General features: G+C 32.0%; 26 protein-coding genes. All 26 read right to left on the bottom strand.

The window, feature by feature from the left end; translation table 11 throughout:
• Window positions 1–299 precede the first annotated feature (299 nt).
• The 26 genes from TREPR_RS01230 to TREPR_RS01115 all read right to left on the bottom strand — a co-directional run bounded on the left by TREPR_RS01230 (window position 300) and on the right by TREPR_RS01115 (window position 25,969).
• Window positions 300–557: a hypothetical protein gene (locus tag TREPR_RS01230; protein ID WP_015706450.1), complete on the bottom strand. Its 258-nt coding sequence runs from the start codon at window positions 555–557 to the stop codon at window positions 300–302.
• 65 nt (window positions 558–622) lie between these two features.
• Window positions 623–1,840, bottom strand: coding sequence for an acyltransferase family protein (locus TREPR_RS01225; RefSeq protein ID WP_015706449.1), 1,218 nt, complete (start codon window positions 1,838–1,840; stop codon window positions 623–625).
• An 81-nt stretch (window positions 1,841–1,921) separates the two neighbouring features.
• A complete protein-coding gene (locus TREPR_RS18325) occupies window positions 1,922–2,992 on the bottom strand; it encodes a hypothetical protein (RefSeq protein WP_148257206.1) in 1,071 nt (356 codons plus the stop codon).
• A gap of 77 nt (window positions 2,993–3,069) precedes the next feature.
• The gene (locus TREPR_RS01215) at window positions 3,070–4,344 is read right to left on the bottom strand and encodes an MBOAT family O-acyltransferase (protein ID WP_201765753.1); all 1,275 of its coding nucleotides are present in this window, start codon (window positions 4,342–4,344) and stop codon (window positions 3,070–3,072) included.
• A 200-nt stretch (window positions 4,345–4,544) separates the two neighbouring features.
• On the bottom strand, window positions 4,545–6,005 hold the full coding sequence (locus TREPR_RS01210; RefSeq protein WP_015706446.1) for a polysaccharide biosynthesis/export family protein: 1,461 nt from the start codon (window positions 6,003–6,005) through the stop codon (window positions 4,545–4,547).
• Complete coding sequence (locus tag TREPR_RS01205) at window positions 6,002–7,006, bottom strand: LPS biosynthesis protein (protein WP_015706445.1); 1,005 nt, start codon at window positions 7,004–7,006, stop codon at window positions 6,002–6,004. The genes TREPR_RS01210 and TREPR_RS01205 overlap by 4 nt, the downstream gene beginning before the upstream one ends.
• A gap of 11 nt (window positions 7,007–7,017) precedes the next feature.
• The gene (locus TREPR_RS01200) at window positions 7,018–8,208 is read right to left on the bottom strand and encodes a UDP-N-acetylglucosamine 4,6-dehydratase (RefSeq protein WP_015706444.1); all 1,191 of its coding nucleotides are present in this window, start codon (window positions 8,206–8,208) and stop codon (window positions 7,018–7,020) included.
• A gap of 16 nt (window positions 8,209–8,224) precedes the next feature.
• Window positions 8,225–8,890 carry a sugar transferase gene (locus tag TREPR_RS01195; RefSeq protein ID WP_015706443.1) on the bottom strand — a complete coding sequence of 222 codons (666 nt, stop codon included), beginning with the start codon at window positions 8,888–8,890 and terminating at the stop codon, window positions 8,225–8,227.
• Window positions 8,887–9,807 carry an NAD-dependent epimerase/dehydratase family protein gene (locus tag TREPR_RS01190; RefSeq protein WP_015706442.1) on the bottom strand — a complete coding sequence of 307 codons (921 nt, stop codon included), beginning with the start codon at window positions 9,805–9,807 and terminating at the stop codon, window positions 8,887–8,889. The genes TREPR_RS01195 and TREPR_RS01190 overlap by 4 nt, the downstream gene beginning before the upstream one ends.
• A 42-nt stretch (window positions 9,808–9,849) precedes the next feature.
• Entirely contained in the window at window positions 9,850–10,815 is a 966-nt protein-coding gene (locus tag TREPR_RS01185) for a glycosyltransferase (RefSeq protein WP_015706441.1), read from the bottom strand.
• A 313-nt stretch (window positions 10,816–11,128) separates the two neighbouring features.
• A complete protein-coding gene (locus TREPR_RS01180; protein ID WP_015706440.1) occupies window positions 11,129–12,196 on the bottom strand; it encodes a glycosyltransferase family 4 protein in 1,068 nt (355 codons plus the stop codon).
• Between the two features lie 21 nt (window positions 12,197–12,217).
• A complete protein-coding gene (locus TREPR_RS01175; protein ID WP_015706439.1) occupies window positions 12,218–12,913 on the bottom strand; it encodes a TylF/MycF/NovP-related O-methyltransferase in 696 nt (231 codons plus the stop codon).
• Window positions 12,914–13,026: 113 nt separating this feature from the next.
• On the bottom strand, window positions 13,027–14,136 hold the full coding sequence (locus TREPR_RS01170; protein ID WP_015706438.1) for a glycosyltransferase family 1 protein: 1,110 nt from the start codon (window positions 14,134–14,136) through the stop codon (window positions 13,027–13,029).
• A gap of 69 nt (window positions 14,137–14,205) precedes the next feature.
• The gene (locus tag TREPR_RS01165; RefSeq protein WP_015706437.1) at window positions 14,206–15,513 is read right to left on the bottom strand and encodes an O-antigen polymerase; all 1,308 of its coding nucleotides are present in this window, start codon (window positions 15,511–15,513) and stop codon (window positions 14,206–14,208) included.
• The gene (locus TREPR_RS01160) at window positions 15,513–16,934 is read right to left on the bottom strand and encodes a hypothetical protein (RefSeq protein ID WP_015706436.1); all 1,422 of its coding nucleotides are present in this window, start codon (window positions 16,932–16,934) and stop codon (window positions 15,513–15,515) included. Before TREPR_RS01160 ends, TREPR_RS01165 begins: the two co-directional genes overlap by 1 nt.
• A complete protein-coding gene (locus tag TREPR_RS01155) occupies window positions 16,931–17,503 on the bottom strand; it encodes a hypothetical protein (protein WP_041610964.1) in 573 nt (190 codons plus the stop codon). Before TREPR_RS01155 ends, TREPR_RS01160 begins: the two co-directional genes overlap by 4 nt.
• 52 nt (window positions 17,504–17,555) lie before the next feature.
• A complete protein-coding gene (locus TREPR_RS01150) occupies window positions 17,556–18,230 on the bottom strand; it encodes an HAD family hydrolase (protein WP_015706433.1) in 675 nt (224 codons plus the stop codon).
• Between the two features lie 5 nt (window positions 18,231–18,235).
• Entirely contained in the window at window positions 18,236–18,604 is a 369-nt protein-coding gene (locus TREPR_RS18065; RefSeq protein WP_015706432.1) for an SMR family transporter, read from the bottom strand.
• Window positions 18,601–19,560: a UbiA prenyltransferase family protein gene (locus TREPR_RS01145; protein WP_015706431.1), complete on the bottom strand. Its 960-nt coding sequence runs from the start codon at window positions 19,558–19,560 to the stop codon at window positions 18,601–18,603. The genes TREPR_RS18065 and TREPR_RS01145 overlap by 4 nt, the downstream gene beginning before the upstream one ends.
• The gene (locus tag TREPR_RS17720) at window positions 19,557–20,552 is read right to left on the bottom strand and encodes a glycosyltransferase family 2 protein (protein ID WP_015706430.1); all 996 of its coding nucleotides are present in this window, start codon (window positions 20,550–20,552) and stop codon (window positions 19,557–19,559) included. Before TREPR_RS17720 ends, TREPR_RS01145 begins: the two co-directional genes overlap by 4 nt.
• A 23-nt stretch (window positions 20,553–20,575) precedes the next feature.
• Window positions 20,576–21,352 carry a glycosyltransferase family 32 protein gene (locus TREPR_RS01135; protein ID WP_015706429.1) on the bottom strand — a complete coding sequence of 259 codons (777 nt, stop codon included), beginning with the start codon at window positions 21,350–21,352 and terminating at the stop codon, window positions 20,576–20,578.
• 47 nt (window positions 21,353–21,399) lie between these two features.
• Window positions 21,400–22,113 carry a class I SAM-dependent methyltransferase gene (locus TREPR_RS01130; protein ID WP_015706428.1) on the bottom strand — a complete coding sequence of 238 codons (714 nt, stop codon included), beginning with the start codon at window positions 22,111–22,113 and terminating at the stop codon, window positions 21,400–21,402.
• Between the two features lie 272 nt (window positions 22,114–22,385).
• Window positions 22,386–23,702 carry an MATE family efflux transporter gene (locus TREPR_RS01125; protein WP_015706427.1) on the bottom strand — a complete coding sequence of 439 codons (1,317 nt, stop codon included), beginning with the start codon at window positions 23,700–23,702 and terminating at the stop codon, window positions 22,386–22,388.
• A 57-nt stretch (window positions 23,703–23,759) separates the two neighbouring features.
• Window positions 23,760–24,011, bottom strand: a complete 252-nt coding sequence (locus TREPR_RS01120; RefSeq protein ID WP_041610963.1) for a hypothetical protein — start codon at window positions 24,009–24,011, stop codon at window positions 23,760–23,762.
• A 679-nt stretch (window positions 24,012–24,690) separates the two neighbouring features.
• Window positions 24,691–24,888 carry a pyruvate formate lyase family protein gene (locus TREPR_RS19200; RefSeq protein ID WP_425358174.1) on the bottom strand — a complete coding sequence of 66 codons (198 nt, stop codon included), beginning with the start codon at window positions 24,886–24,888 and terminating at the stop codon, window positions 24,691–24,693.
• A 154-nt stretch (window positions 24,889–25,042) separates the two neighbouring features.
• Window positions 25,043–25,969: an FkbM family methyltransferase gene (locus tag TREPR_RS01115; protein ID WP_015706425.1), complete on the bottom strand. Its 927-nt coding sequence runs from the start codon at window positions 25,967–25,969 to the stop codon at window positions 25,043–25,045.
• Between the last annotated feature and the right edge of the window lie 64 nt (window positions 25,970–26,033).

Raw genomic sequence — 26,033 nt, 5'->3', positions numbered from 1 at the left:
TTTTGAAATGAGGCATTACGGTGGGTATTACCCATAATTTTTATATATTTTTATAATTTTTTTGTCAGCATATTTTTCAAATGATGGCAAAATACAATTGCACTTAACGTACTTTATACGAATTTTTTTTATCCCCCCACGATCGCTGTTGAAACGCATTTACATAAGCTCCAAAATTTATGGTATAAACGCAACCAATTGCGTTTATACCATACCCTCGGAAGAACAGATGAATTTTTTGCAGGAACGATATAAATACTAACATGGTTTTTATATCGACCTACAGTATTACTATTTTGTTACGAAATCAGCGCGCTCACCATGGGCCCGTTCTTGCCGTCGCTCTCTATCTGGATGCATAAGTACGCCGTCTTCCCGCTGTCGCCGAAGGCGAATTCCATGAGGTCCTTTTTCCGGCGGGTAAAGAAGGATTCGCGCAGGTCTTCAGGCCCGGCGGGGGGCTCCTTGTCCGGGGCGATCAGGTTGTACCAGATGCGGTAGTCCTTGTTGGCCGGGTCGTCGGGATTGCCGCTGGAGTAGAGAATCCGTATGCCCATAGTGTAAATTGGTGGTCAAGAAGCCCAGATTTACAACCTTTTTATAAAATAGTCTGAAAAATATTTTAGTCAACAAAAACAAAATGAAAAGGAAGTTCTAAACCTGTGTGTGTGTGTGGGGGGGGGGGGGGGGGGGGGGGGGGGGGGGGGGGGGGGGGGGGGGGGGGGGGGGGGGGGGTAGAGTAGAGACGTGTAGAGGCCTCCATATACAAATTTTTTCTTATATAATTTTGAATAGGTTTTTCAAAGCCATAATGAATTAAATGCGATAAATTTATTACACCGATGCTAAATATTATAAAAAACAGCCAACTTGAATAATTTATAGACAAATTGAAATTATCATCTATTGTTTTAACAATAAGCTGCATTGGGTAATGTAATAAATATATTGAGTATGATAATTCTCCTAAATACACCAGCGGTTTTATTGAAAATATTTTTGCCACAGTGCTAACTCTTAACACGACAAGTAATAAAGCAGGAAAAAATATAAATACATATAATAAATCCCATCTTCTTAAAACATTATACCCAAATATTATCGGTATAACCGTTAAGAACCCCAGTGAAATAGTACAAAATAAAATGAACTTATTACCTTTTTTAGGATTAATTATAGAATATTTATAAACTTCCGCAGTTATACAACCAATGAAAAATCCTATCAATCCTCGTGCAATTTGACCATTAAATAATGTATTATTCCGGCCCGAACAATACATAATAAGCCCATAATAGATTAGCGCTAAACAGGTAACGATATATGCTTTTTTATTCCTTGCATAATAAAACACTGCAAAAAAAACAATGTACATTAGTATTTCAACAGGTATTGACCATGCCGGTCCATTAAATGAAAAATCAGTTTGTAACCAGCCATTTTGTATTAGTAGTAAATTCTGTAAAAAAGTAAATAGGTTGTTATTATGATAAACGAAGAAACCTGTTCCTATAGTGATTTTACGCAAAAGCTTTACAATTATTACTACCAACAGCATTAGCCAATGTAATGGATATAAACGGCTAAATCTTAATATAAAAAAACTTTTACCAGACATATTACGATTATTTATTTTTTCTCCATACATACTTAAAAAAATAAAACCAGACAATATGAAAAACAAATCAACCATTATCCAGCCAAAATGATAAGGCCAATATAATATTTTGCGGAATGGGTAAGTTTCTGGCGCAAAATTCTGATAATGATATATAAATGCAATAATTAAGGCGGCAATTCCTCTTATGCCGTCTAATGCCTTAAATCTTTTTGTTTCCATTGAATTTGCAACCTTTTTTATATAATAGTCTGAAAAAATTTTAGTTAGAAAAAAATGAGAAGGAACTTCTAAACGGGGGTTTTAGAAGTTCCCTTTACTAAGAGGGATAAAGCTGGAATCTGTCATATCTCCCAGGGGAATCTCGCCTGTGGTTTCATATATCTTTTTTAAACCATAGTATTCATTCTTTCGCCGTTCCAGATATTCATCAATATTTTCAGGAGTTAAAAAGATACCCCAATCATCATCCGGTGGTGTTTCCTGGTTAAATATTATCCGAAGCATTTTATCAGCCACTTCATTTCTATAATGAGTTTCATCAGTATAATTATATGGGTTAAAATTATATTTCGAATATCCATTAAAATTATAGAAACCAGTGATTGATGATACTCTTTTAAGAAATTCCCAAAAAATGGGCGATTCAATGCCTGATAATGCAAGAACAGAACTGGGGCATACTATTAAGGTAAGGGCAATATTATTTTCTGCACATTTGTTTCTAATTCGCACTAAGGAATCGAGTGTATATTCAAGGTCAGGAAAATCATCTTTTGATTTTTCAATAAAAATGTATTCCTCCCTTTCCCGAAAATTATTAACAAACTTCTGATTTACATACTGCATACCTTCTTTTTGACTTGGGTCATAGAATACTTCAAAATAATTTATCATACCATTATTTTTAATCGGATAATTATCTCTCTTTATAATATAATTTAAAATCGGCGTAGAACAATCTGATAATAATATTGTTCTATAATATCTAATTTTTGATGGTATATTAGAATCTACTGCATATATATGCTGAAATAGGCTTCGTCCATTAATAATTTCCCTACCATGGATTTGCAGAAAAATATTTTTTACAGCCGTATTTTCAATCAGAAAATCTATACTCCTCTCATAATCTTCTTGATATCCACCGGTAAAAAATAAATTATAAAACGATAGCCCTGTGTAAATAGAAACAGGTTTCGGATCAATAACCCCTGCACGAGAACCACCTATGATAAATCCATCGTAAAGTATCGAATGATTTCTAATATAACTGAGTTTTGCATTTCTTAATACAAGCCCATCCCCAGAATCCTTTCTCGGTGGTACGTCAGAAAAATATCCATACGGGTCAATAAAATAATTTACTGACATAATTATCCCCATGGTAATAATGCTAAAGGCAATAAACACTATACACCATCTTTTAGAACTTATATTCATCATCAACCTTAAAATTGGAAATAGAGAAATGCCATACCATTATTCATCCTAAACAAACTTAACCCCATAAGAAGAATTGAAAATAACAAATAAGGCCATCTAGCTTTGAAAAAAACCGCCATTCTAACCGAGTTCAGGGCAAGCCAGCAAAGTAATAAACCGAAGATAAATATCACCGCGGTGAGTTTTCCAGTTAAAGTGATCGTCCCCGGTATAGCTATGTCGTTATTAAAAAGTGACTCCAGGTTTATCATACCCTGATATACGGACAGCGCATCGGCAAATGATCCAGACACAAATAACACCCGTAACGCGACAACTCCTAGCATGGTCAGAAAAACAGCGATAAAAAAAGGGAATCGTATATGCCTTTTTTTCATCCAGCCGGCGGCACAGACAAATAGGCCATTTACAAGCCCCCATACAATAAAAGTCCATCCAGCGCCATGCCAGAATCCACTCACAAAAAAAGTAGCCATAGTGGCAATATAGTAATTGCGATATTTATCCCCTTTCCGGTAAATACTCCGGAAAATATAATCCCCCAGAAACCGTGACAGGGTTATATGCCAGCGCTGCCAGTAGTCCTGAAAATTCCGCGCCTTGTAGGGGGAATTAAAATTGTGGGGGATTGATATATTAAACATTTTCCCCAGGCCAATTGCCATATCAGCATACCCGGAAAGGTCAAAATAATAGGAAACCGTATATTCAACCGAATACCACCAGGATTCAATAAATCCGGGATGCGAAGGGACGGACGCAAAAAAGGCACTGGCGCTTGCAGTCATGGGATCGGCCAGCAGTATTTTCTTGGCGCAGCCGATGGAAAACAGAAACAGGCCGGCGGCAACCGCACCCCAGTCGAGCTTTGCCTTGTTTTCATCTTCAAACTGGGGGACTATTTCGCCATGATGGACAATAGGCCCTACAATAAGCTGGGGGAAAAATGTAATAAAAAGGAGATAGTCAAGGATGGAATAAGACCGGGTAAGCCCCCGATAGGAGTCAACGAGGAAGGCAATCAGCTGGAAAGTAAAAAAAGATATACCTATGGGCAATATGATATGCCGCAACGAAATACCGGTATGGGCAATCAAATTGATGTTTGATATAAAGAAATCGGTATATTTGTAATAACCCAGCAGGATAACATTGGCGGCAATTCCTATGGCAAGGGTCAGTTTTTTCTGATCAAACAGGGAAACCCCGCCTACGGGCTTTTCCGCATTAACGGCTGACAGGATAATGCCCAGGATATAATTACCAAAAATACTCCCCATAAAAAAAGGGAAAAATGCGGGGCTTCCCATAGCATAGAATATCAGGGATGCGACCACCAGCCACAATTTTGCAATGTATTTACACTTAACCCTGTTAAGAAAGAAAAACCCTGCAAAAACTATGGGCAAAAATATAAAAATAAAGCCATAGGACGAAAAGAGCAAATTATATCTCCAGATTTATCTTTTAGAGCTCATGATTACTGCGTGATAAGCAGCGTAACGGTAATGAAGGTAGAAACGACAGACAATACCGTGGTAATCACCGGCCCATACTGGTTAAAGTAATATAATCCGCTATTCGCCCGGGCGGTGATATTCGTCTCCGGGGTAATAATATCCTTCTTCGTCAGCTTCTTCCCCGCCAGGTCCACGATATCCACTTTCTCGCGGGTATTTCGTTCAGGAAGAAAGCCCCCGGCCAAGCCGATATAGTAGTCCCAGGACCGGTCAGGAATGTAGGGGAAGCGCCCCGGCGAATAGACCGCACCGGACACCGTTACAAAGTACTGCCGGAAGGGAATGATCAGAGTATCGTTATGCTCTACCAAATACTGACTGCGGTACGACGAATCATAGAGCATAGGATTCAGGTTTAAGGGAATACGTTCAGCCCCCCGGATGAGGTAGGCGTTTTTAGTGTCCGAAATAGCCGAGAACCAGGCCTGGTTCCGCTGTACCAGGGAAGCGTAGTTCTCCCCTGCATTGAACCGGATCGTCAGCCGGGTAGCGGTGGTCAGCTCGTCCCCCTCTTCGGTCACCCGGACCGCCCCCTCCACAAACATTACCGGAATAAGTTCAGCGATCGAAGGAACCCGAATAGTGTCCAGATGCTGCAAGGGGTAACCTGAATTAATAGCATCCCGGGTCAGGTAGATCTTATCCCCTGAATCGACAGCGCTCCCCACCTGCCGCACCAGTTCTATCCGGGAAGGGTCGGCTATTGGAGAAAGTCCGCTGGCATAGTAGTCAACCAGTTCCCGGAGGCTTTCCCCGGGCAGCAGCTGGTATTCCCCAGGACGTTCCACCTCCCCGGTCACGGAGACCACCCGGGTGATACGGTTCACCGTAATCACATCCCCGGGGCGGACATAGGGGTCCTGGGACATATCCCCGAAACGCTGGGCCTTAAAGAGGTCGTAGGCCCGAGTTTGACCATTCAGTGATGTTACCGACACATCCCTGAGAGAAGAATAGGAGGTTAAGTTTTCGGCGCCTAAGAGGCCGGAAAGCCGTGCTAAGGCCCAGGTTGCGATTTCCCGGGAATTCTGCACCTCCCCGGAAATACGGACCCGGAAGGATGCCGGTTCGGTGAGGACCAACTGGACCCCACTTAAGGGGTAGTTATTGGTAACGATAGCTTCAACTTCACTCTTAAGCTGCTGATAACTTTTCCCAGTGGCATTAATCACCCCAAGATTAGAAACCTTGATGCGGTAACTGGTATCCACAACGATTTTATAGATCACAGGGACAGTACCAGCGGCATATTCCAGGGTATAGATGTCCCCTGCGGTAACCCGGTAATCGGGGCTGGAGAGAGCCAGCTGGGCATAGCGACTTAAAGCCTCAGATTCTGTTACTTTAGAAACACTGGGCTCCTGTGCAAAAGCGCGTAAGGAAATAAGTAAAAAACAGATGGTAAGCCATTGTAACTTCAAACGCGGGTCCTCCGCAGTTTTGCCATGGCTTCAGGGTCTTTTTTGACATTGTCTATGGCATTCAGAATGAAGGCAAGAAATATAGCAAAAAACCCTGCGGCAAGAGTAACGATGATGCAAATCATTCCGCGACTAGGACCTGATTTCTGGTCCGGGATTTCGGCCATTTCCAAGATCTGAAAGACTGGTTTCTCACTGGCCATGGTTACCTTAAGAAGTTCATACTGAACTTTAAGCTGGGTATAAACCTGCTGCTGGGCTCCCAGTTCCAGCGCGATACGGCGCTGTTCAAGGGCGATTGAAGGAATGGAAGCCGCCCCCCCACCGCCAGTGACCGACATGCCTAGTTTCTGGCTTTCCATTTCCAAGCTTTGTATTTCCCGAAAAGTATTCTCGATATTCCTTTCCAAGTTTTCTTTTTCCAGTTTGTTCTTGTCAATGCCAAGCTCATCAAACCAGGCCTGGAGGTATGAGACACAATAATTGACCACCCTCTGTGCAAATACAGGATCAATATCGGTAAAGCTAACACTAAAGACTCCGCTTTTTTCATCAGCAGATGCGGCGAGTTTCTTCTTCAGCGCTTTACGGCTTCCTGCTCGAAAGAATTTTTTAACTTTATACCGAGTAATAAGATCAAACTCGTCAACCACCGCATCCAGGAAGGAATTCGTACTAACAAGATAAATCGCGAGGTCACTGAAGGATGAACCGGTACTGACGCCGGCTAGGCCTGCCAATCCACCAAGGCCACTGGCGCTAAGCACAGAGGCCATACCATTACCTGACGAAGAGCCATTATTGATAAGCATGAGAGCAACAGGGGTGTATTCATTAGGGAGGGGAGATTTTTTAGATGGTAATTTGATAGAAATAATGGAATAGATAATTACACTTATCAAGACTATTATGGTTATGATAATTATCATTATCTTCCTTTGCCAGATGACTGCAAAGAGATCAATGAGGCTGATTTCGTCTTCTTTTGATTCTTCATTCATACAATGTTACTCTACATCTTTCCATCAAGAAATTTACCAGATTCCTGATGCTTAAATTCTGGTATCATCTGATTAAATAAATTTATTAGTTCGAATCGTGACCAAGTACACTTGTTTCTCCAGAAATGAATATTTTTTATAAAAATATTCATTTTCTGATCATCATAAAGCGCTTCATTTTTTATAACCCCTATTGATTTAAATCTATCAAAATCAATAGTTTCACTTTCCGTATAGAACTCTTCATAATCCTTTTCCCCGGTAGTATCACTCTTAAAAAAATAAACCGGATATTTTCTCTGTTTTTTGAGCTCAATTACCCGCTTCCTAGCTTCTTCTTCTGTGGCACATTGAATAGGTTCATAACCAAGGCCTTCCAAAAAGCGTATAGCTATTTCACTAAAAGTTATCAGATTAATGCTATAATCCAATTTTGGAAAAAAGATATCCCTGTTTTCACCCAGCAGACATGACATGAGGCACAATTCTCCTGATTCCTGCGGTGTAACAAAATACCGGCGAACGTCATTTGGAGCAGAAATAGGCTGTTCTTTTTCAATACGGCGATTAAATCCATATAATAAACTTCCGTCAGAAAAAGCAACATTTGCAAATCTGGCTGTAGAAACTGGTAATTCCAAAGAATGGCGCATAAGAAACATTTCCATAATTCGCTTTGATGCACCCATCATATTTACAGGATTTGCTGCCTTGTCTGTAGATACACAAAAGTATTTTTGGGCTCCTTTTGCTTTAACTTGGCTTATTGTTTTGTCAATATTGAGAATATTTATATCTATCATACGCATCAAAGTATAAGGATCTTTTTCACTCCTTACATGCTTTAACGCTGATAAATTAAAAACAAAATCATACCCTGGGCCATTATTTATAAATGAGTCAAAGATATCCGAACCACAGTCAATAATAAAAGTTGAAAATTCACCATCGATATATCCCAGAGAACTTCGAATATCCCGAACCAACTCAACCATATTATTTTCATTTATATCAACCACATGAAGCAATTTTGGGTTCCGTTTAAATATTTCCTGTACTAAAGCAGAACCAATAGATCCAGCACCTCCAATTACCAAAAATCGGGATGAAGATATAATATCTTTTAATGATTTCTCATAGACATTTATATCCGCCACAAAAAGAGGTTCATATCGGCCAATAAGAGAAAGCATTGAATTCATAATTTAAATTCCTCTATTATATGTATGGCTGTAATTCAGGAGGCGGAGAAGGAATATCACGAAAACTTTTCTTCCATGAATCGTTAGTACTTTTCAACACCACAATGACTGTAATAATAATTATCTTAAAATAATTTACTAAATTTCTTTTATCAATATACCAACTTTCTAACAAGGCTTTATATGGAATAATCACATTTTGATGAAAGTTTTTTTTATCTTCAAATTTTTGAAGGATTTCTTCCTCATTTCTGAAGATAATAGACCCCATCCCGGTTAATCCTGGCTTTGAATAATATAATTTTTGTTTAGCATATTCTGGATATGCATTATAATGTTCTCTAACTGTTGGTCTATAACCAACAATACTCATTTGGCCAAGAAAAATATTTATCAGCTGTGGAAGCTCATTTATTTTTGTCTTCCTTAAAAATTTTCCCATAGGAAGCATTCTTGGGTCATTGACATTCGTATATAAACCACCAGGCAAATTAGGAGAATTTTTAAGCATTGTGGCAAATTTGAGCAATCTAAAATCTTTGCTATGACGACCAACCCTTATTTGCTCATAAAATATATAATGTTCCCCTGTCAACTTTAACCCAATTACTATTGGGATCATAAAGGGAAGCAAAATAATAATTGCAATACCTGAAAATAAAATGTCAAAAAAACGGATCATCTTTGAATACTCTCCGATTTAAAAGACTGAATGGTTTTTATCAATCCGTTCTTGGCTGACAATGGCAGATAATCTATACTCAAGGCTTTTTTAATTTTTTCATTTGAAACAATATAGTTTTCAGTTAGTTTTTTCAAACGCTCTTGATTCAGGGGAAGGTGAAATATATCCCCCAATCTTGCGACACCTGCCATTAATCGTTTATTTATATACAAAATTTTGCATTTGCGGGGTATTGTTTCACCTATACATTGTATTATTTCGTTGGTTGATAATGCCTCATCATCAGCTACATTATAAACCCCCGAAGCTATTTCATGCTCCAATAATTTATTTATTATATAAATCAAATTATCAATTGAAGTAAAAGATCGATTATTATCGAAAGATCCAAGCGGCCAGGGAATACTTAAATTTATTATATTATATAATAAATTTAAGTTGCCCTTATTACCAGGGCCATGAATCATACAAGGGCGAAGTATATAAACTTGTTTATTTGGTATAGATGCATTTATTGAAACCGTCCTAATATATTCTTCTGCAAAATATTTACTTTCACCATATGGACCTATTGGAAGAGGGATAGCATCTTCGGTTAGAATAGTATCAACCGTATCAGCAACCGCTTTTACTGAACTAAAATAAATAAATTTCTTTGCACTTGTTTGCAGGAAATAATCAAATATTTTTTTTGTCAATTCGGTATTTATATTAAAATATATTTCTGATTCTGTTATATTTTTTGTATCATGGGCTTTACCTGCTAAATGAATAATACAATCAATTGGAGGCAAGCCGTTTAAATTTTCCCAAAAAGGTGAACGGGTACTTAAACCATAAATAGTATGATTTTCCAATGATCTAACAAGATTACTTCCAACAAAGCCATGTATTCCAGTAATAAGGATATTCATTACTTAGCCGTAATTTCCCTGACGATAACGACTAGCTTGCTTCTATCCAGCAAAATATATTTTTGAATCATAAATTCCCTTGAATTTATTTATAATCAACAATAATATACAAAGTACGAAGAAGAAAAACCTATCTTTTCTTCTTCGTCTGCATTGATTTGTGTTTAGTGCAAGATTTCTAAAATCAATTTTATTAGCGGCATACCATTTTTGTACAAATGGAATATCTTGTAACTCAAGATAATTTATAATTAAAATTGATTGGCTAATTCCATATCCCGTTAGCATAATTTTTATTCTATTAATAAATGCTCTATATCCAAAATTTGCTCCCAATTCATTATGATTATGTTGTCTATAGTTTATATAATATTTATTGTCTATTATCCATTTATAATTATGACTTCGCGCATACGCATATATAAACCAATCATGCATATTTAATTGAAATAAATATTTTTTTTTATCAGCCATTATTTTTTTAAGTCCAATTATCAAATTGTTTTTCAACAAAAAAGTACAGCCCGGCCCTGGTGCTTCAAATAAATAATCATATTTACGCTGAGGAAATGATTTCTTAATTAAAACTTTTTTTCCACTTTCCCAAACAGCCATTACATTACTAGAATAGCCATCCGCATTTAGTTTATTTAATTTATCAATAGCCTTGGATAACTTGTCTTCGAGCCAAATATCATCCTGATCTGATAATGAAATATAATCATAATCTTCTATAGGCACATTTAATATGAGATTATAAAAATTTTTTGCGGCACTTCCAAATATTTCTCCATAAGGCAAAAGAGTTATTTCAGAGCATTCTTCCGATAAACTTCTTACAATATTATAAGTATTATCTGTAGACAGATCAACACTAATGTATATATGTATATTTACATCATTTTGATTTAAAATGGTTTTTATTTGTTCATATATCCATTCTTCTCCATTATATGCAGCTAATAATACAGCAATATTTGGCTTACAAGTTTTATCTTTTATTTCCAAATTAAGCACCCTATAGATTTTCAACAAATCACAAATAATTGATATTCGTATTGACCGCTATTTATTTTTAATTATTTTATCTGATAAACCACTGCCTATTATTAAATAACTAATATTATTACTATTATCAATCAAGGCGTATACATTTTTAATAAATAAAATTAATCTATCGCTGTTTTCAATCCTTGACCATAGTTCAAAAAAGGTCTAAAAAAGAGCATCAAGAAGTTCTTTGGGAGTGTTATAAATATAAACAAATATTGCGAACATATTTATGTGTTTTCTAGTTTAATATTACAGACTGAACAGGTAGTTATAATTGTTCCACTAAATGATGGTTATTATATTGCATACAAAACTTTTGCGCGTTTTGTTGCTTTTCATTAAAAGACATAGAACAAAAATTATTTATAATATCCGCATATTCCTGCGGATCATCTGCGTGATAAACCAGTTTTTCTATAAACGGTAATCCTTCAAAAGTTATATCCGTTCCTATAACCGGAGTCCCTGTAGTAAACGCATCAATAACTTTAACCTTAACTCCGGCTCCTGCAAAAAGAGGCGCAACAAGAGCGCTAGAGGTATGCAAGATATCAAGCGGGTTTTCAACAAAACCAATATATTCAATATTATGATAAGGCAATACATATCTTTTTTGTAGTTTTGAAGCTAATTCACCACCGATTATTATAAATCTAATATCAGAACTACAATTGATACGCGGGTATACATTTTTGATAAACCAGATTAATCCTTTAACGTTTTCTTTCCGTGACCATACGCCAAAAAAGATAAAAATATTATCCATTTTTTTTGTAGTACTGTAAGAATATTTTTTTAAGTATTCATGGGTGAAAAGAACATCAATTCCATATACTTTTTTTACAAAATTTACATCTTTTTCTGACGGAACAAATATTTTATGAACCATCTTTAATATTTTCTTTTCTGTTATGCTAATCCATTGTTTTACAATTATTCCTGATCGCGTATATTTTTGTGCTAATATATCATGGCATCGTATTATTTTATAAGGATGATTTAAATAGACTGCATACAAACCAACCTGTATATGGTCAAAAAATACTATGTCGTAATTTTTTATAATGCCTTTTAAATAATTTAATATAGTTCTATTAAACCGCCTAGTAAAAATTGGATGGATTATAGGGCAAATTAGAGAATTAGCATTTTTAACAGTAAATATTTTTGCTAAATTTAATTGTAAAGTTGGATCAATAGTATGATTTTTATACGAAAAATAAACTAAGTCAATACTATATTTTGTTGCTAAATCTCTAAGTAGGTTCATAGAAAACGTCTGTCCGCCACTTTTATTATTTGGTGGGAAGGCTGTGATAAAAAGAATATTATTCATTTCTATACTATTCCAGAGCCTTTATTTTATAAATACTACACTACCACAAATATCACTTAATGGGAAATATGGTATATTTAATTCCATTGAATATTTTTTTACCGCTGCTTTTGCACCAGCATATTCCATATTATTAAAATCATGAACAAAAATACATCCCCCCTTTTGTAATCTCGGATAAAAATATTTAAGTCCTTGATATATTGGTTCAAGTAAATCAGCATCAATACTTACAAATACAAATCTTTCTTCAATGTCTTTTGTTGTTTCTGGAAAATATCCTTTTTTAATTAAACAATTTTTAGGGTATCTCATTTTATTTAGAACCAATTCTATACTCGTCCCAGAAAAGTTCTGTGTGCCAGCTGAATATTTGTTTTTAACATCAACCATAACATCTCTTGCATCAAATCCTTCAAATGTATCAAACAAATATAGTTTTCTGTCCGGAAATAAAATATTTATATGTTGGGCAAAATCTCCTTTGTATACACCAAGTTCTGCAACACAACCCTCTATATTATTTTCATTAATATTATATGCAACAAGTTCTAGAGATGATATACGAACATAATCACCTATATTTACATATAAATTTCTATTCCTTCCTAAATATATCATATCTTTACAAATAGCATACCGCATTTTTACTAAAAGAGTATTTATTATCTTTCTGGCTATTTCCTTGAAATAAACAAATGGTAATGAAATTAACATAATATTACAGTATTGCTCCTATGAAATAAATCTTTTACAAATCAGAGGTATTATATAGATACTCTAGAAGTATGTTTAAATTAAAAATTAATTCACATTCTGTCGAAATGTAACTAACTCAAATATAATTCCATTTTTTTAGATTCTGTTTTTATATCATACTCTTGATTTTTCATTTCCTCCAAAGTACTAATTCTTTGATAATATTTCTTTTGCAATATTTCATCCGCCCATTTTTCTGCGGTTTCATTTATATCAATAAAAGAAACCGAATCACGAACTATCTTAACTTCCGTGGGTACTGTTTTCGAAACAAAGCATTGCAATGATGCAGCTTGAGCTTCAACTACGGCTAATCCCAAACCTTCAAAATATGAAGGAAAGACAAATACGTCCATGGCATGAAACAATTCAGGCATATCCATACGATGTCCAAGAAAATAGATATTTTTTTCTAATGCCAGTGATTTAACAAGTCGTTCAATATCTGTACGTAATTCACCTTCGCCTATCAATAAAAGTATTGAATCAGGACACTTTTTGTATATTTCATAAAATATTTTAACAAGAAATTGATGATTTTTTACAGGTGAAAATCGTCCAACGTGACCAATAACAAAATTTCCATCAACGTTGAGTTCCTTTCTTTTCATGTTTCTTATATCGTTTTTAAAATTAAATTTTTTTGCGTCTATTGCGTTATGAATAATTTTAAAAGAAGAAGAACAACGTATCTTCTTTGTAAAAAAATATTCGCCTGCTATTTTTGAACATGCCCAAAAATCAGTTGCATATTTTGGTAATAATATTTTATTTATCTGATGAACGAGGCGACTTATAATCCCAGCTTCGCTACCAATACTATGCCCATGCACTATACGTTTTCTAATATTGTGTTTGCGTGCAATTTTCAGTAAACGAATATTAAATAAATCTCCCAGATTTACCCATACAATATCATAATAATTATTTTTACATATTTTGTTTAACATTTTATAGTTAGAAATATTTTTTTTTCTTCCTGGAACTATGAATATTCGTCCTCCATTATCTATTATTTCTTTCCTGCAACCAGGCTGCTCATTATGATAACTATAACAAATAAAATCAAATTGAAATTTATCAGGATTCATATTTATTACATAATTCATAATACACCTATCTATGCCGCCAAAAATACCAGGGTACATACTTGCAACAAGAATATTTATCTTATTTGCCATATTTTCCTTTAAGCCAGAATCTAGCTTAGCATCTAATTTTAGATTAATTAGATTGAAACTATACTTGTTTTATCTATTGTGTAGATTACAAATATTATCTTTTTTGCAAAACAAAAAGACTGCAACAAATGATGTAAAATTCGTAAAACCTTTTAGACTACAAATCAATAAGAGAATTGCGCTTATAGCAAAAAAAAGCTGAAACTCTTTATTCGTCTTTCTATCCGCGAACCATATAAGCGCCATTTCATATGCATAATAAATAAGAGTTCCTATCAACCCATAATAAAATATACTTCGCATATAACCTACATCAGTATGCATGTAATATCCATCTCCCAAGGGGTCGGCCCAATATCCATCTCCAATAATCCATGTTTTTATCTCAGAAGGAATAGTTTTATACATATCAATTAATTGATCTGTAGACGCTGAGCTTAGATCTCCTTTTTCAGAAAGATTATATAAAAACTCAAAACCATAACGGAAAAAAGTTTCTAAATTCATAATTATATCATTGAACAATATGAATAATAAAATTGTGCCAAATATAATAATAAAAACTATTGATTTTAATCCAGACCGAAATTTCTTGGTGAACCTGAATTTTAATATCAGTGATTTATGAATCAATATAAAGAACGACAATAAAATTCCAACAACAGTCGTCCTTGACATCATACAACCGACAATACTCACCAAAAAAAACCCAAATATTAGATATAAATATTCATTCCATTTTAAAGCATATTGTTTTATCATTAATGATATTAGTAGTAGGCCAAAACTATTAATAACGCCAGCGCCAAATGAATGACTACTTAAACCAATTACTCGCAATAAAATATCGTTTTTAATAAAATGTATACCTCCAGATTCATCAGACAACATATTTACTATACCTCTAAATGAAGGAAATATAATTATTAAAATGGCAAATATCATTTGCATGAAAATGCATATAACGATATAGTTAGCTATTAATTCGAATTTAATACATCCATAGTTTAATTTTAGAATAGTTGATATAAAATATGCAGCAAAAAATATCATTATCATTGATATTGGATAAGTTGTAAATTGAGTTTCCGACGTTCTATTTATCATATTAGTCAAAAGAGAGATAACTAATATAAAGCACAATAAAAATGAAATTACCGCCCATTCTTTCTTAACAATAAATATCTTGCTAGGTAATGTTGTTAGCCGTTTAGTAGCAAATAAAATAAAACCAATGCCTCCTATAAATAATCTAGTACTTATACCAGAAAAAAAAATAAACTTTAAGGGGTATAAATATAAGAAGAATAAGACAAAGATTATTAATTTAGAAATTAATTTTATTTCTTTATTTTCAAGGATAGAATTATCCTCCATTATTGTAAAATACTTCCTTGAAAATTATAATTTTCGAGATTTCTATCTTGATATCTTAAAGGAACCCGGGTTATTATAATCAGATATAAAAGATATGCCGGTACTAAATGAGAAATAACACGATCGATAGTAAAACGAAGATACCACTGCAGATTGTCTGAAATTATTAGGTATATCGCCATATATCCTATAAATGAAATAACAATTGGAAATAACATAATAATTGTCGCCTTTTTCCAACAAGAAATAAATCCTAGTACAAATGGTACAAATGAAAGCAAAACAGGAATGAATAACCAGTGATCGGAAAATATTTCTTTAAAAAGATAAACTGCGATTGTTTTGTATCGGGATATATCGATAAACCCTTGGAATTTTTCCAATATATTCGTCGATATAAAAGCATTTTCAGTAGGATAATAAATTCGAGCGGAAAAAAATAACATAATAAATAATAATGATCCTAAAGCCATCTGTAATACTACCTTAGATATTATAGAAGTACGTTTTTCAATAAAATGAAAAAGAATATATACACAAAAAAAACTACCAGCAAGAAGAATGCCCTCGTTTTTCATCAGAATAAGTGCACCAAGCAATATCCCTGGTAAAATAAACGAAATATGATAATATTCTTTCCCTGGTTCGGCTTTGTTAAATATTTCATTAAGCCATATTACAGCAAAAAGCGCCATAAACAGTGTAAAAATCGGACCATCAGCATATTGGGAAATAAAAATTTTTCGCGGATAGGGTATAGAAAACATAATACCCATAACAAAACATGCTACCAGACGCCCCTTCAGGAGAGCAACAAACGAGATAAATACCCCCATAAATGCAATGTAAAAAAGAAGCATAGTAATGCGGGGTATAATAGTCGAGTATGCTCCAAATGACTGAAATGCCCTCGCATTAATATACGGTAATAGTAGAGGATAATCACTATTTTGATACCCATTTAATAATGTTACCGATATATCTCCACCAGAAGCTGCAAGCGCACGGGCTTTTAGATTCCACATCATCCATGAATCAAAGCCACCATCAGGCTCCATGTATAATTCGCCTACAATTATACAACACCAAAATATTCCATAAAAAAACATTATTAAATTAAGAACATCTATTTTTTTTCGAAAATGAATTTTACCAATGATCCGCTCAAAAGAACCTTTTCGCCAAGCAAGAATAAATACACATAAGGTTATTAATGTATCAATAAGAATGCGGTTATTATAAATAATCGGAAAGAAAAAAGCTATTGCCCCGTATATTGCACCTAATCCAATAGTTCCAATTAAAATTCCAAGCGATAAAACAAAAACTATGCTGCTTTTTCGATTTGGAAGATTGACAAGCAAAGTTACAATTGAAATACCAAAAATAATATTTAAAAAAATAGCATAGAGATATATCATTCCATATCAATTTCATATAATGCAAAATTATCTGTAGTCAAAAGTAAAACATGGTCATTAGGTACTTCATCATTTATATAGCAAATTATATATCGAGTTTTAATATCAGCAGAATTGATTTTTCGAGGAGATAATACAAATTGTAAACGATATAAGTCACCTTCTTCTGTTGTAAGAAAACTACCAACCGGTTCTGCTGTTTTTATTTCTCTACCAAGAGTCTCTAATTCATGGATACGTTGATCATATTGAGGCGAAATTGTATTAATCAGCCAAAATAATGAGAGAATACCAATAAGACCTGCAAATATTGACAGAACCTTTATTCTTTTTAATTGCAAATACAGAATGTTTAAAATTAAAAAGAATATGCTATAAATACTGATCGATAGATCAAATAAATATTGATGCCATAAATTTATACCTTTTAATTCTCTATGAAGAATTGATTTTTCGATGAATTTGATAATCATAGATCGAACCTGTGGAATAAATAACAATAAACATCCAATAATTCCAACCATCGAAATTACCAATAAAATTTTTTTTATAATTTTTACTTGTATCATACAAATAGTACCTTTTATTACATCCACGTTATATTTGTGATGTTTCGTAATATTAAAACATAGAAAATATTTGAAATGCTCTTAAAAAAGGATTTCTAGATAAAATAATATAATCCATACCCACACCCGCTGCACACTTGCCATCTTTTATATATCTATCACCTATGAAAAGTATATTTTCAATTGATTCCCGTAAGACATCAATGATGTATTTAATACCCTGTATGTCCGGCTTGAGACAATTAATGTTTTTATCATGAGCGCAAAATTGATAATCGACATAGAGTGTTTTTAAGGCTGAGATTTTTTTTTCTACAGGATAATCCGAATATACGATAATTTTTATCCCATTCATTTTCAACTTTTGTATTGCCTTTATTAATTTTCTATCCCTAAAAAAATATATAAGTGGTAACGGCCGCTCATTAATCCAATAATCAATTAATTTTTTAATGCTTTCTAAACTTTCATGATAGTATTCTGATAATTTTTTATATAATTCTTCTTCGAAATCATCTTTATTAATTGATGCAATATAATTTTCTCTCAATTTTCTGAATTTCCATAATATAAATACTTCTTTGATTTTTGTTAAATGTAATATATAATGACATAATATCATAAATACTATACAAACACGCAAAGGAAATTGATAATATAAAGTTCCATCCATGTCTAATATAATACAATTATAATCAAATATTTTCCCTTTTTTAAATTTACGCATATTTGTCAACTTCTTGAAACACAATAAACACCGCTACAAATAAGAATAAATCCAATAATTTTTAGGCATGTAATATTTTCATTAAATAAAAAATAGCCTGAAACGGAAATAATAACAAATCCTAAACTATTAAACGCATATGCAAAACTTACTTCTACCTTTGAAAGTACTGCCATCCAAACAAAAGCACTCAAAATATAACAAAAGATAGATAACCATAAAAAAATATTACTTATAATCTTGGGTATTAAATTAAATAGCGTATTATCAAATATAATTATTCCAACTTGCAACATACCTTTTCGCATTAACAGTTGTGCAACAGAATTTAAAGATACTCCTAATAAGATTTGAAAAATGTTTTTTATCGTCATGATGTTATAAATGATGTTTCTAAAAAATATTGTAAGAATGGCAATGGCACAAACAACAATATCAAAAGTAAAACAATAAAGAATAATATATATGCCATTAATCCTTTTTCTTTAAATAGTTTTTCCGGTTTTTGTGCCGAAGAATCAAACTTATAACAAATATTCAAATAAATACAGAACAAGCCACATAAAAAAGGTACTGCAATTAATAATTCTATTCGATATTTAATCATAAAAATACCACAAAAAAATACTGAAAGTAATGCATAAAGAAAAGCTGATATTAAAAGCGTTTTTTCACTATAATATTTAAACGATTTACGATACAATCCTGCTTGCTCTTTGTTGGCAATCATCCTATACTCCGCAAATCTTTTTGTAGCCATAAGAAATGCCCCACCCATCCAATACCCAAAAACAATACTAACCGGCGGCCAATAAACAGAAGTAACGGTGAACCAACCTATAAGAAAGCGTAATGCGTTATTAATACTCTCTGATAGTACATCTATATATTGGATATCTTTTGAGCGCAAAGGTTGTACATTATAAATAATTCCCATAATAAAAAGAGCTAATACAAAAATAAACACAAAGCCGTTAACTATCCATGCCAGAAAAAGTCCAAAAATGGAAAAAATAATATATTCAAAAATAATATATCCTGATTTGAGTTTCAGGGAAACAACAGGCCTATTTTTCTTTGTAGGGTGATATTTATCAAATTTCGCATCAAGCCATTCATTAATTATATAATTAGCGGAAGCAATTAAACATGTAGCAAAAAAACCAAAAATAATACTTCGTGTATTAATAACAGAAGAATCAATGAGAAGTAATGCGAATATTATGCCAGGAAATATGAATATTTGTTTCACCCAATGATCAAAGCGAGCACATTTTAAATACATTTTTATAATTGAATATTTTTCTCGAACAAAAGGATAAATTTTCATCTCTCATATCCTAACAGCAATATATAAATAACTCTTTTTAAGTAATACATAAACAACCTATTCATAAAAATAAGTATATTAATATTTGATAGCTCTTTAAAAAAGATGATAATATTATTTGTTCTCTTAAAATATTTATAATATTTCCTGGAAATATTAAAATTATATCCATTCATATTATGAATACGTTTCATATTTTTTATAACAATTGTATCAACCTCAATGTTCCTATTATATTTTGTCTGCAAAAAAATATTATCTATATATAAAGTTGATAAAGCATAATCTTTATTTGTCAAATACTTTGACATAATATGTATTAATGTTGTCCGCATAATATCTTTATATTTTTGTGTTATAGAATCCTGATGTTTACGATATTTGATTAGCTTTTCTTTAAGATTGAACCCTTTATAATGATCTAATATTTCTAACCATAATGCATAATCTTCTGTATGTATAAATATTTCATTATAATTTAATTCTTTTAATATATTACTTCTTATTATAACTGACGGATGATAAAACGGACATGAACAAAACTTTGAGTTCTGGATCTCTACATTTGAAAGAGGCAAAATAGCTTTCCCGATGATTTTCCCCCTTTCATTTATATGCCATGCGTTCGTACCACAAATTGCATAATCAGAGTGCAATTCCATAAAAGAAACCTGTTTTTCTATTCGCATAGGCATAGATATATCATCAGCATCCATTCGTGCAATATATTTACCTTTGGCTATATCAATCGCATTATTCAGCGTTTTAATTAATTTCAGATTTTCAGAATTTTTTATCACAATAATACGATTATCGATACTTGCAAGCCCTTCAATTACCGAAAAAGAATCATCAGTTGAACAATCATCGGTAATAATAATTTCTATGTTTTTGTATGATTGATTTATTATTGATAATATTGATTGTTTTACATATTGCGCACTATTATAACATGGGATAATTACAGATACGAGTGGTGATTTATTATTCATAACTCATTAATAGACATAGTATTTTATCGAATATTAAATATTTTATAAAAATAATATTTAATAGACATACATATTCCATATTTTTTAATATGTTTATATACAAAAATAAATCTAAGTAATAAATTTGAAAAATAACTATCTCCTAAATATTTAAATATTTTATATTGTATTTCAATATTTTTTTTATCTATCTCTGAAAGCCAGCTACCAGCAAAATGATGTATACAATATGTATTGTCTGTAATAGTAATTATGCCAGTTCTAAAAGATTTCGCAGTGAAATAATCACTATGATAAATTTCAATATTATCTTTATTAAGCAAACTCAAAATAAGATCATTCATTATTCTTGGCAAAGGCAATGTATCATAAATACCATCAAAATTAATAAATTCCCGTTTATCATAATAATCCAAACATTTCTTTATATATACAGAATATTTTTCAGCACCCAAACACCCGGCTTCAAAACCAATCTTTTTGTCATCCTCGTAAGCCACTATCATCTGATTATATAATAAATCATTAAATGTCTTTAAAACTTCAATATCCATATCAAGATATATACCACCATAATTATATAGGGCATAAAGTCTAATATAATCAGCTGCAAAAGCATATTTCTTTGCTTCGAAAGCTTGTTTCACCCACAATGAAGTACTTATATCAAAGCGATTAAAATCCCATAAAATATATTCGTAGCCATGCAAATTTCGTTTCCATGAATCCATGTATCTTTTTAAATCTTCAGGTACTGGATCGTTTGAAAGCCAGCAATAATGTACTATCTTAGGGATCATTATCTTATTTCCTTAATAAGACATTAATTTATATTAATTTTATATAGCTATATATTAATTTCTTTCAACTTATATAAATAAAAATATTTGTCAACTTCCATTTGGTATCCTTTTGACCCTTCGTGAAGCTTATATATAGGTTTAGGCAAATTAAACGGCCTTAGTCTTAAATTTAATGCTCTATAATCACCATCAGCAATATCCCAATTAACCCACGTCAATGGATATGATGTTGTTAATAAATATTTAGAATTTGATTTCTTAAAATTTATTAACGCTTTAAATACATTACTAAACGATAAATGTTGAAAACAGTCTTTACAAAATATCATATCAACATTTGGTAAATCATCTTTAGTTATATCAAAAACATTGAAAGATATATTTATATCTTTATAGTGTTGATTATTTCTATCAATAATCTCACTTACAATATCCCCCCCTCTATAAACAATATTTTTTTTGCTTACTTCTTTCATCCAGTTATAATCTCCGCAGGGAATGTCTAAAAAAGTCTTAATATCATATTCTTCCCATAAAACAGGTAAAGCATTTCTTATATTTATAGTTGTTTCAATATGAGAACCGCCTCCGGAAAACGACTCTTGTGAAGCCCAATAATTATTTTTATATATTTTTCTAAATATATTTTTATTATTTTCAGAAATAATTTCATTTTTAGAAAAAACAGAATTAAATAACCACCATTTCATTCTTTGAAATGGTGTAAGTATTAGATAATAAATGTGTTTTAAACTCATTTGAATGTTGATTGAATTACCTTTTATTAATAAATATAATTGCTAAATAATACTCTTGAGATGAAAGGGTGAGGCTTTATTTTACAAAAATAATTTTCGAAGTCCCAATCCTTGTTAATTCCAAATGATAGAGTGATTTTGTTCTGGCTATTTGTTTTTTTGATATTATATGGCATCAAATAATTACCAACATGAATCAAATTATCTGTTTCTACAAGACGTCACTTATTAAAATCAAACATAATTATCTTTTCACATATCTAATTTTGTTACTATAATAAACGATATTCTTTTCGTTTGTTTATAAATATACACAAAATCCATGGAATAGCTACAATATAACTAAACATAAACCCAGAAAAAAAATATTCCGGCGCCATAAATTTTCCAATAATTAATGTTAAAATAAAAACAAGTGCGCCAGTAACAAGGCTATATATTAGTAATGGTTCTTTCTTATGGCCACGTAGGTAGACCGCTAACATTCCCACAAATGATTGAAGAAAATAACATATAAATAATGTAATTATTGAACGTAATGGCAAAAAACGTACTATGATTTTTGATATTAAAATATTGTTTTTAAATAGTAAAATAAAAATAATTACGCTCAAAGCCAGAATTATATAAGTCCCTAATAATAATAACATTCTTTTTCTGAAAAGTATATCAAGGCTCTTCCAGCTTTTACTTGAAATGAGCATATTTATTTTTGGTAATATTGTGGAAATCCAGATAAAACTAATATTATATATTACCATAACCAACGAAATCGTGAATCCAACTTTACCACTATAAATAGGTCCATGAAAATAATGCATAAGCGGTGTATATATCTGAAAAACAAAATACCCACCAATCCAACTAAAAGCATATTTCATAAATAAGGGCGTTACTTCATCTTTCCAGTTAAAGAAATATCCTTTTGATAAATTTATAATTTGTTTTATAATATCTTTAAAACTACCGATTGTAAATAAAAATATTACGGAAGCACTCAACAACATTCCAAATGACAATGCATAGATATTTCCGCTAAGGAAAAGTACAATCGCTGTTATAGCCGTATTGAAAACAGAAACAACGAAATATATCTTTTGTATAATTTCAATTCTATTAAGGCCTTCAAAAAAGGATAAAATGGATTTATTATAAAAATTAACAGCTGAACCAATTGAATATAAAGTCCATGGAAATAAATAAGTACTCAATACCTTATCTTTTGAAAAAAAAGAAACGCCAATTATATAAATAATTGGAAAAGCAACTATACAAATGGTTAAAACCCATTTAACTGAAAAATGAAAAAAACTACCAAGTCTTTGTAAATATATTTTTTCGCCGCTAAGCAACCCATCATCACCAGTATGTAAAAATGCATATTCATGAGCTGAAAATTGCATAACTATATTGGAAAATCCTAAATCTGCCAATGAACTGAGTGCAGCTATACTTCCAAACAAATACCAATACCCTTGCTGCTCCTGTGAAAGGAACAGTGGAATAAGTATCATAGTTATAGGTCCTGAAACAATACGCCATAGCTGATTTATTAAAGTAAATAGCAGATCTTTATGCTGCTGTTGCATATAAAATAATAATTATCAAATACAAAATGCTATTGAAATTAGTACCTACAGAACCTTTCATCCCGCCTGTACCTTGGGGTTAAATTTAATCCAAATATCGTACAACTTTTGCTCCGGTACAAACCGCCAAAAACAGGCAAAAGATAGCCCGTTCATAACATCATTGTAAAACTGTTTATATTTGCGCCACAGGTTGGCGTAATCAGAAGGCAATTCCGGACGATTATTAAAGTCTAAGGGCCGCGCCGTTACATATCCATCATCAGTAAGTTTCTGAATAAAGTTGGTGATATGAACTGCAAATAGCATATTTTCTTTCTACCATCTAAATTATGAGATTCTGAAATATAGTTTGGAGAACTAAGTCTAAATTTAACCTTACAGGTTGTATTATTTGGGGCATTTTCTTTAATTATTTTTGTTGTGAATTTAAGTATATCGTTTGTAAGCGTTAAAACCTCATCATTATCAACACCGTAGCGCATCTGTTCGTTCTGAAATAATTTTGCACATTTTCTCTACCACTATAATTATTTAATATCATAGTTTTTAATTCGGACATAGTTAGAATTTTAAAATCATGGACATATTTTTTATATTTATTAAAGAATTAATAGTATTAGTCAAAGCAACAGTAGTTATTCCCTAATTATTATATTTTGCACCACCTTCTGAAATATCCATGTTTTTATCGTTACATTCAGACATAAACAAAGATAATAATGGAGCGCTTTCATAGGAAAGTTTATAGACATCAATCAAACATTTTTGAATATAGGTCTGCAATCGCTGTTTATACTCTACAACAAAATCACTATAAGAAATATCGTAAGTGTTTTCAGAAAATAATATATCTTGTAGTGGATTTATAAAATCAAGATAACAAATATTGTTTGCATCTGATTTTGATCAAACCCACCCAAAATTATTATCTGCCCAGTATCTACAAGCAGAACATGGCTTTTATACTTATAATACTTATGAAGAATTATAAGAAAATGTTTATGAATTTATATGCATCTTCTTTAGTGATCAAACGATTATTTATATCATGTTCATAATATGGATAGAGTATTTTATCTAAATGCCTCAACCCTATAAAAGAATGTCCCTCCCGCCATATTAATTGATTAGTAAACAAAACTCGTTGAAGCGCTTCATAAAAAGTTTCAGCTCTATTCGTTATAATTATTTACAAATGAGCTAATTTTTGCTTTTTAAACACAGAATCTATTTCTTTAATATATGAAGTACATCTTTGTAAATAAAGTTTTATTTCCTTCAACGTTTCATTGCTTTTTTTAAAACTATCACATTTATTATCACTATTACAATAATTCTTATATACTTTCATTATTCTTTGCTCTGATTATACCCCTTCTTAAATAAGGTTCTTTTGAATCCCTATCAAATATAGTTATAATATAGCCTTTTGAATATTCAGTAGTAAAACCATTTTGGGTTAATATCTGATTAATTTCCTCTGCATCATTTTGTCGATGATAAGTACAAAGAGAGAATTGTAATTTCTTTTGATTTAACAAGGTCTTTTTTGCACCCCTTAAAAGTGCTATTTCGGCTCCCTCAATATCAGCCTTTATAAAATTAATTTCCTTTCCGTCCAGAAAATCGTCTAAAGTTATATAATTCTTGGATGTAGTATCTGAAATATATTTATTTACTATACTTACCTTTTCTTGCCATGGTTCAAATGTCTTTTTTAATGCTCTAAGCCATTTATTATCACATTCAAACAAATATATTTTCTTTGCTTTTTCAACATTAGACAATGCAAAGAATCCTTCTGCTGTCCCTAAATCTGCGATAACATCACCCTCTTGAACACGAAATACTGCTGTATCATAACGATGTGGCGAATCTACATCTTGTTCCATTAAAAGCCAGTTATAATATTCCCGGATTTGATTTGCTTCCCAGTTTTTTGGAAAATACATCCGTTTATTTTCATGTAATACATAGTTCATTTTACATATTTTATCCATATATATGACAATATTTTCTGAAAAACACTTCTTTGTAAATTCATATGGATACATAGAACATTGGTTTCTTTCAAGATATTCAATAATTTTGACTATTTCTGGGTCTTGATTATCTCTATCCAGGTTTTTAAAATATATCGCTATATCATTTCCTTTTTGTATTCGTTCTGCATTTAAGCGCCCTGATTTTTTATATCGATATTCGATTATTCCAAATGGTACGAACCATTTTATAATTTGTCTTAAGCTTTTGGTTATTTTCATTATATGCAAAATTCCCCTTTTTTTAAGTCTACTGCAATTGATACTATAGATGCCAAATACGACA

Source organism: Treponema primitia ZAS-2, assembly GCF_000214375.1.
In the GTDB taxonomy this organism is placed as follows: Bacteria; Spirochaetota; Spirochaetia; order Treponematales; family Breznakiellaceae; genus Termitinema; species Termitinema primitia.
The sequence above is the reverse complement of the archived record's forward strand: the minus strand, read 5'-3'. Positions and strand labels throughout refer to the sequence as shown.

Bases quoted from the DNA above. Each gene is read 5' to 3' on its own strand.
- TREPR_RS01230 (WP_015706450.1), bottom strand. From the start codon at position 557: ATGGGCATACGGATTCTCTACTCCAGCGGCAATCCCGACGACCCGGCC.
- TREPR_RS01225 (WP_015706449.1), bottom strand. From the start codon at position 1,840: ATGGAAACAAAAAGATTTAAGGCATTAGACGGCATAAGAGGAATTGCC.
- TREPR_RS18325 (WP_148257206.1), bottom strand. From the start codon at position 2,992: ATGTCAGTAAATTATTTTATTGACCCGTATGGATATTTTTCTGACGTA.
- TREPR_RS01215 (WP_201765753.1), bottom strand. From the start codon at position 4,344: ATGGGGAGTATTTTTGGTAATTATATCCTGGGCATTATCCTGTCAGCC.
- TREPR_RS01205 (WP_015706445.1), bottom strand. From the start codon at position 7,006: ATGAATGAAGAATCAAAAGAAGACGAAATCAGCCTCATTGATCTCTTT.
- TREPR_RS01200 (WP_015706444.1), bottom strand. From the start codon at position 8,208: ATGAATTCAATGCTTTCTCTTATTGGCCGATATGAACCTCTTTTTGTG.
- TREPR_RS01195 (WP_015706443.1), bottom strand. From the start codon at position 8,890: ATGATCCGTTTTTTTGACATTTTATTTTCAGGTATTGCAATTATTATT.
- TREPR_RS01190 (WP_015706442.1), bottom strand. From the start codon at position 9,807: ATGAATATCCTTATTACTGGAATACATGGCTTTGTTGGAAGTAATCTT.
- TREPR_RS01180 (WP_015706440.1), bottom strand. From the start codon at position 12,196: ATGAATAATATTCTTTTTATCACAGCCTTCCCACCAAATAATAAAAGT.
- TREPR_RS01175 (WP_015706439.1), bottom strand. From the start codon at position 12,913: ATGTTAATTTCATTACCATTTGTTTATTTCAAGGAAATAGCCAGAAAG.
- TREPR_RS01170 (WP_015706438.1), bottom strand. From the start codon at position 14,136: ATGGCAAATAAGATAAATATTCTTGTTGCAAGTATGTACCCTGGTATT.
- TREPR_RS01165 (WP_015706437.1), bottom strand. From the start codon at position 15,513: ATGGAGGATAATTCTATCCTTGAAAATAAAGAAATAAAATTAATTTCT.
- TREPR_RS01160 (WP_015706436.1), bottom strand. From the start codon at position 16,934: ATGATATATCTCTATGCTATTTTTTTAAATATTATTTTTGGTATTTCA.
- TREPR_RS01155 (WP_041610964.1), bottom strand. From the start codon at position 17,503: ATGATACAAGTAAAAATTATAAAAAAAATTTTATTGGTAATTTCGATG.
- TREPR_RS01150 (WP_015706433.1), bottom strand. From the start codon at position 18,230: ATGCGTAAATTTAAAAAAGGGAAAATATTTGATTATAATTGTATTATA.
- TREPR_RS18065 (WP_015706432.1), bottom strand. From the start codon at position 18,604: ATGACGATAAAAAACATTTTTCAAATCTTATTAGGAGTATCTTTAAAT.
- TREPR_RS01145 (WP_015706431.1), bottom strand. From the start codon at position 19,560: ATGAAAATTTATCCTTTTGTTCGAGAAAAATATTCAATTATAAAAATG.
- TREPR_RS17720 (WP_015706430.1), bottom strand. From the start codon at position 20,552: ATGAATAATAAATCACCACTCGTATCTGTAATTATCCCATGTTATAAT.
- TREPR_RS01135 (WP_015706429.1), bottom strand. From the start codon at position 21,352: ATGATCCCTAAGATAGTACATTATTGCTGGCTTTCAAACGATCCAGTA.
- TREPR_RS01130 (WP_015706428.1), bottom strand. From the start codon at position 22,113: ATGAGTTTAAAACACATTTATTATCTAATACTTACACCATTTCAAAGA.
- TREPR_RS01125 (WP_015706427.1), bottom strand. From the start codon at position 23,702: ATGCAACAGCAGCATAAAGATCTGCTATTTACTTTAATAAATCAGCTA.
- TREPR_RS01120 (WP_041610963.1), bottom strand. From the start codon at position 24,011: ATGCTATTTGCAGTTCATATCACCAACTTTATTCAGAAACTTACTGAT.
- TREPR_RS01115 (WP_015706425.1), bottom strand. From the start codon at position 25,969: ATGAAAATAACCAAAAGCTTAAGACAAATTATAAAATGGTTCGTACCA.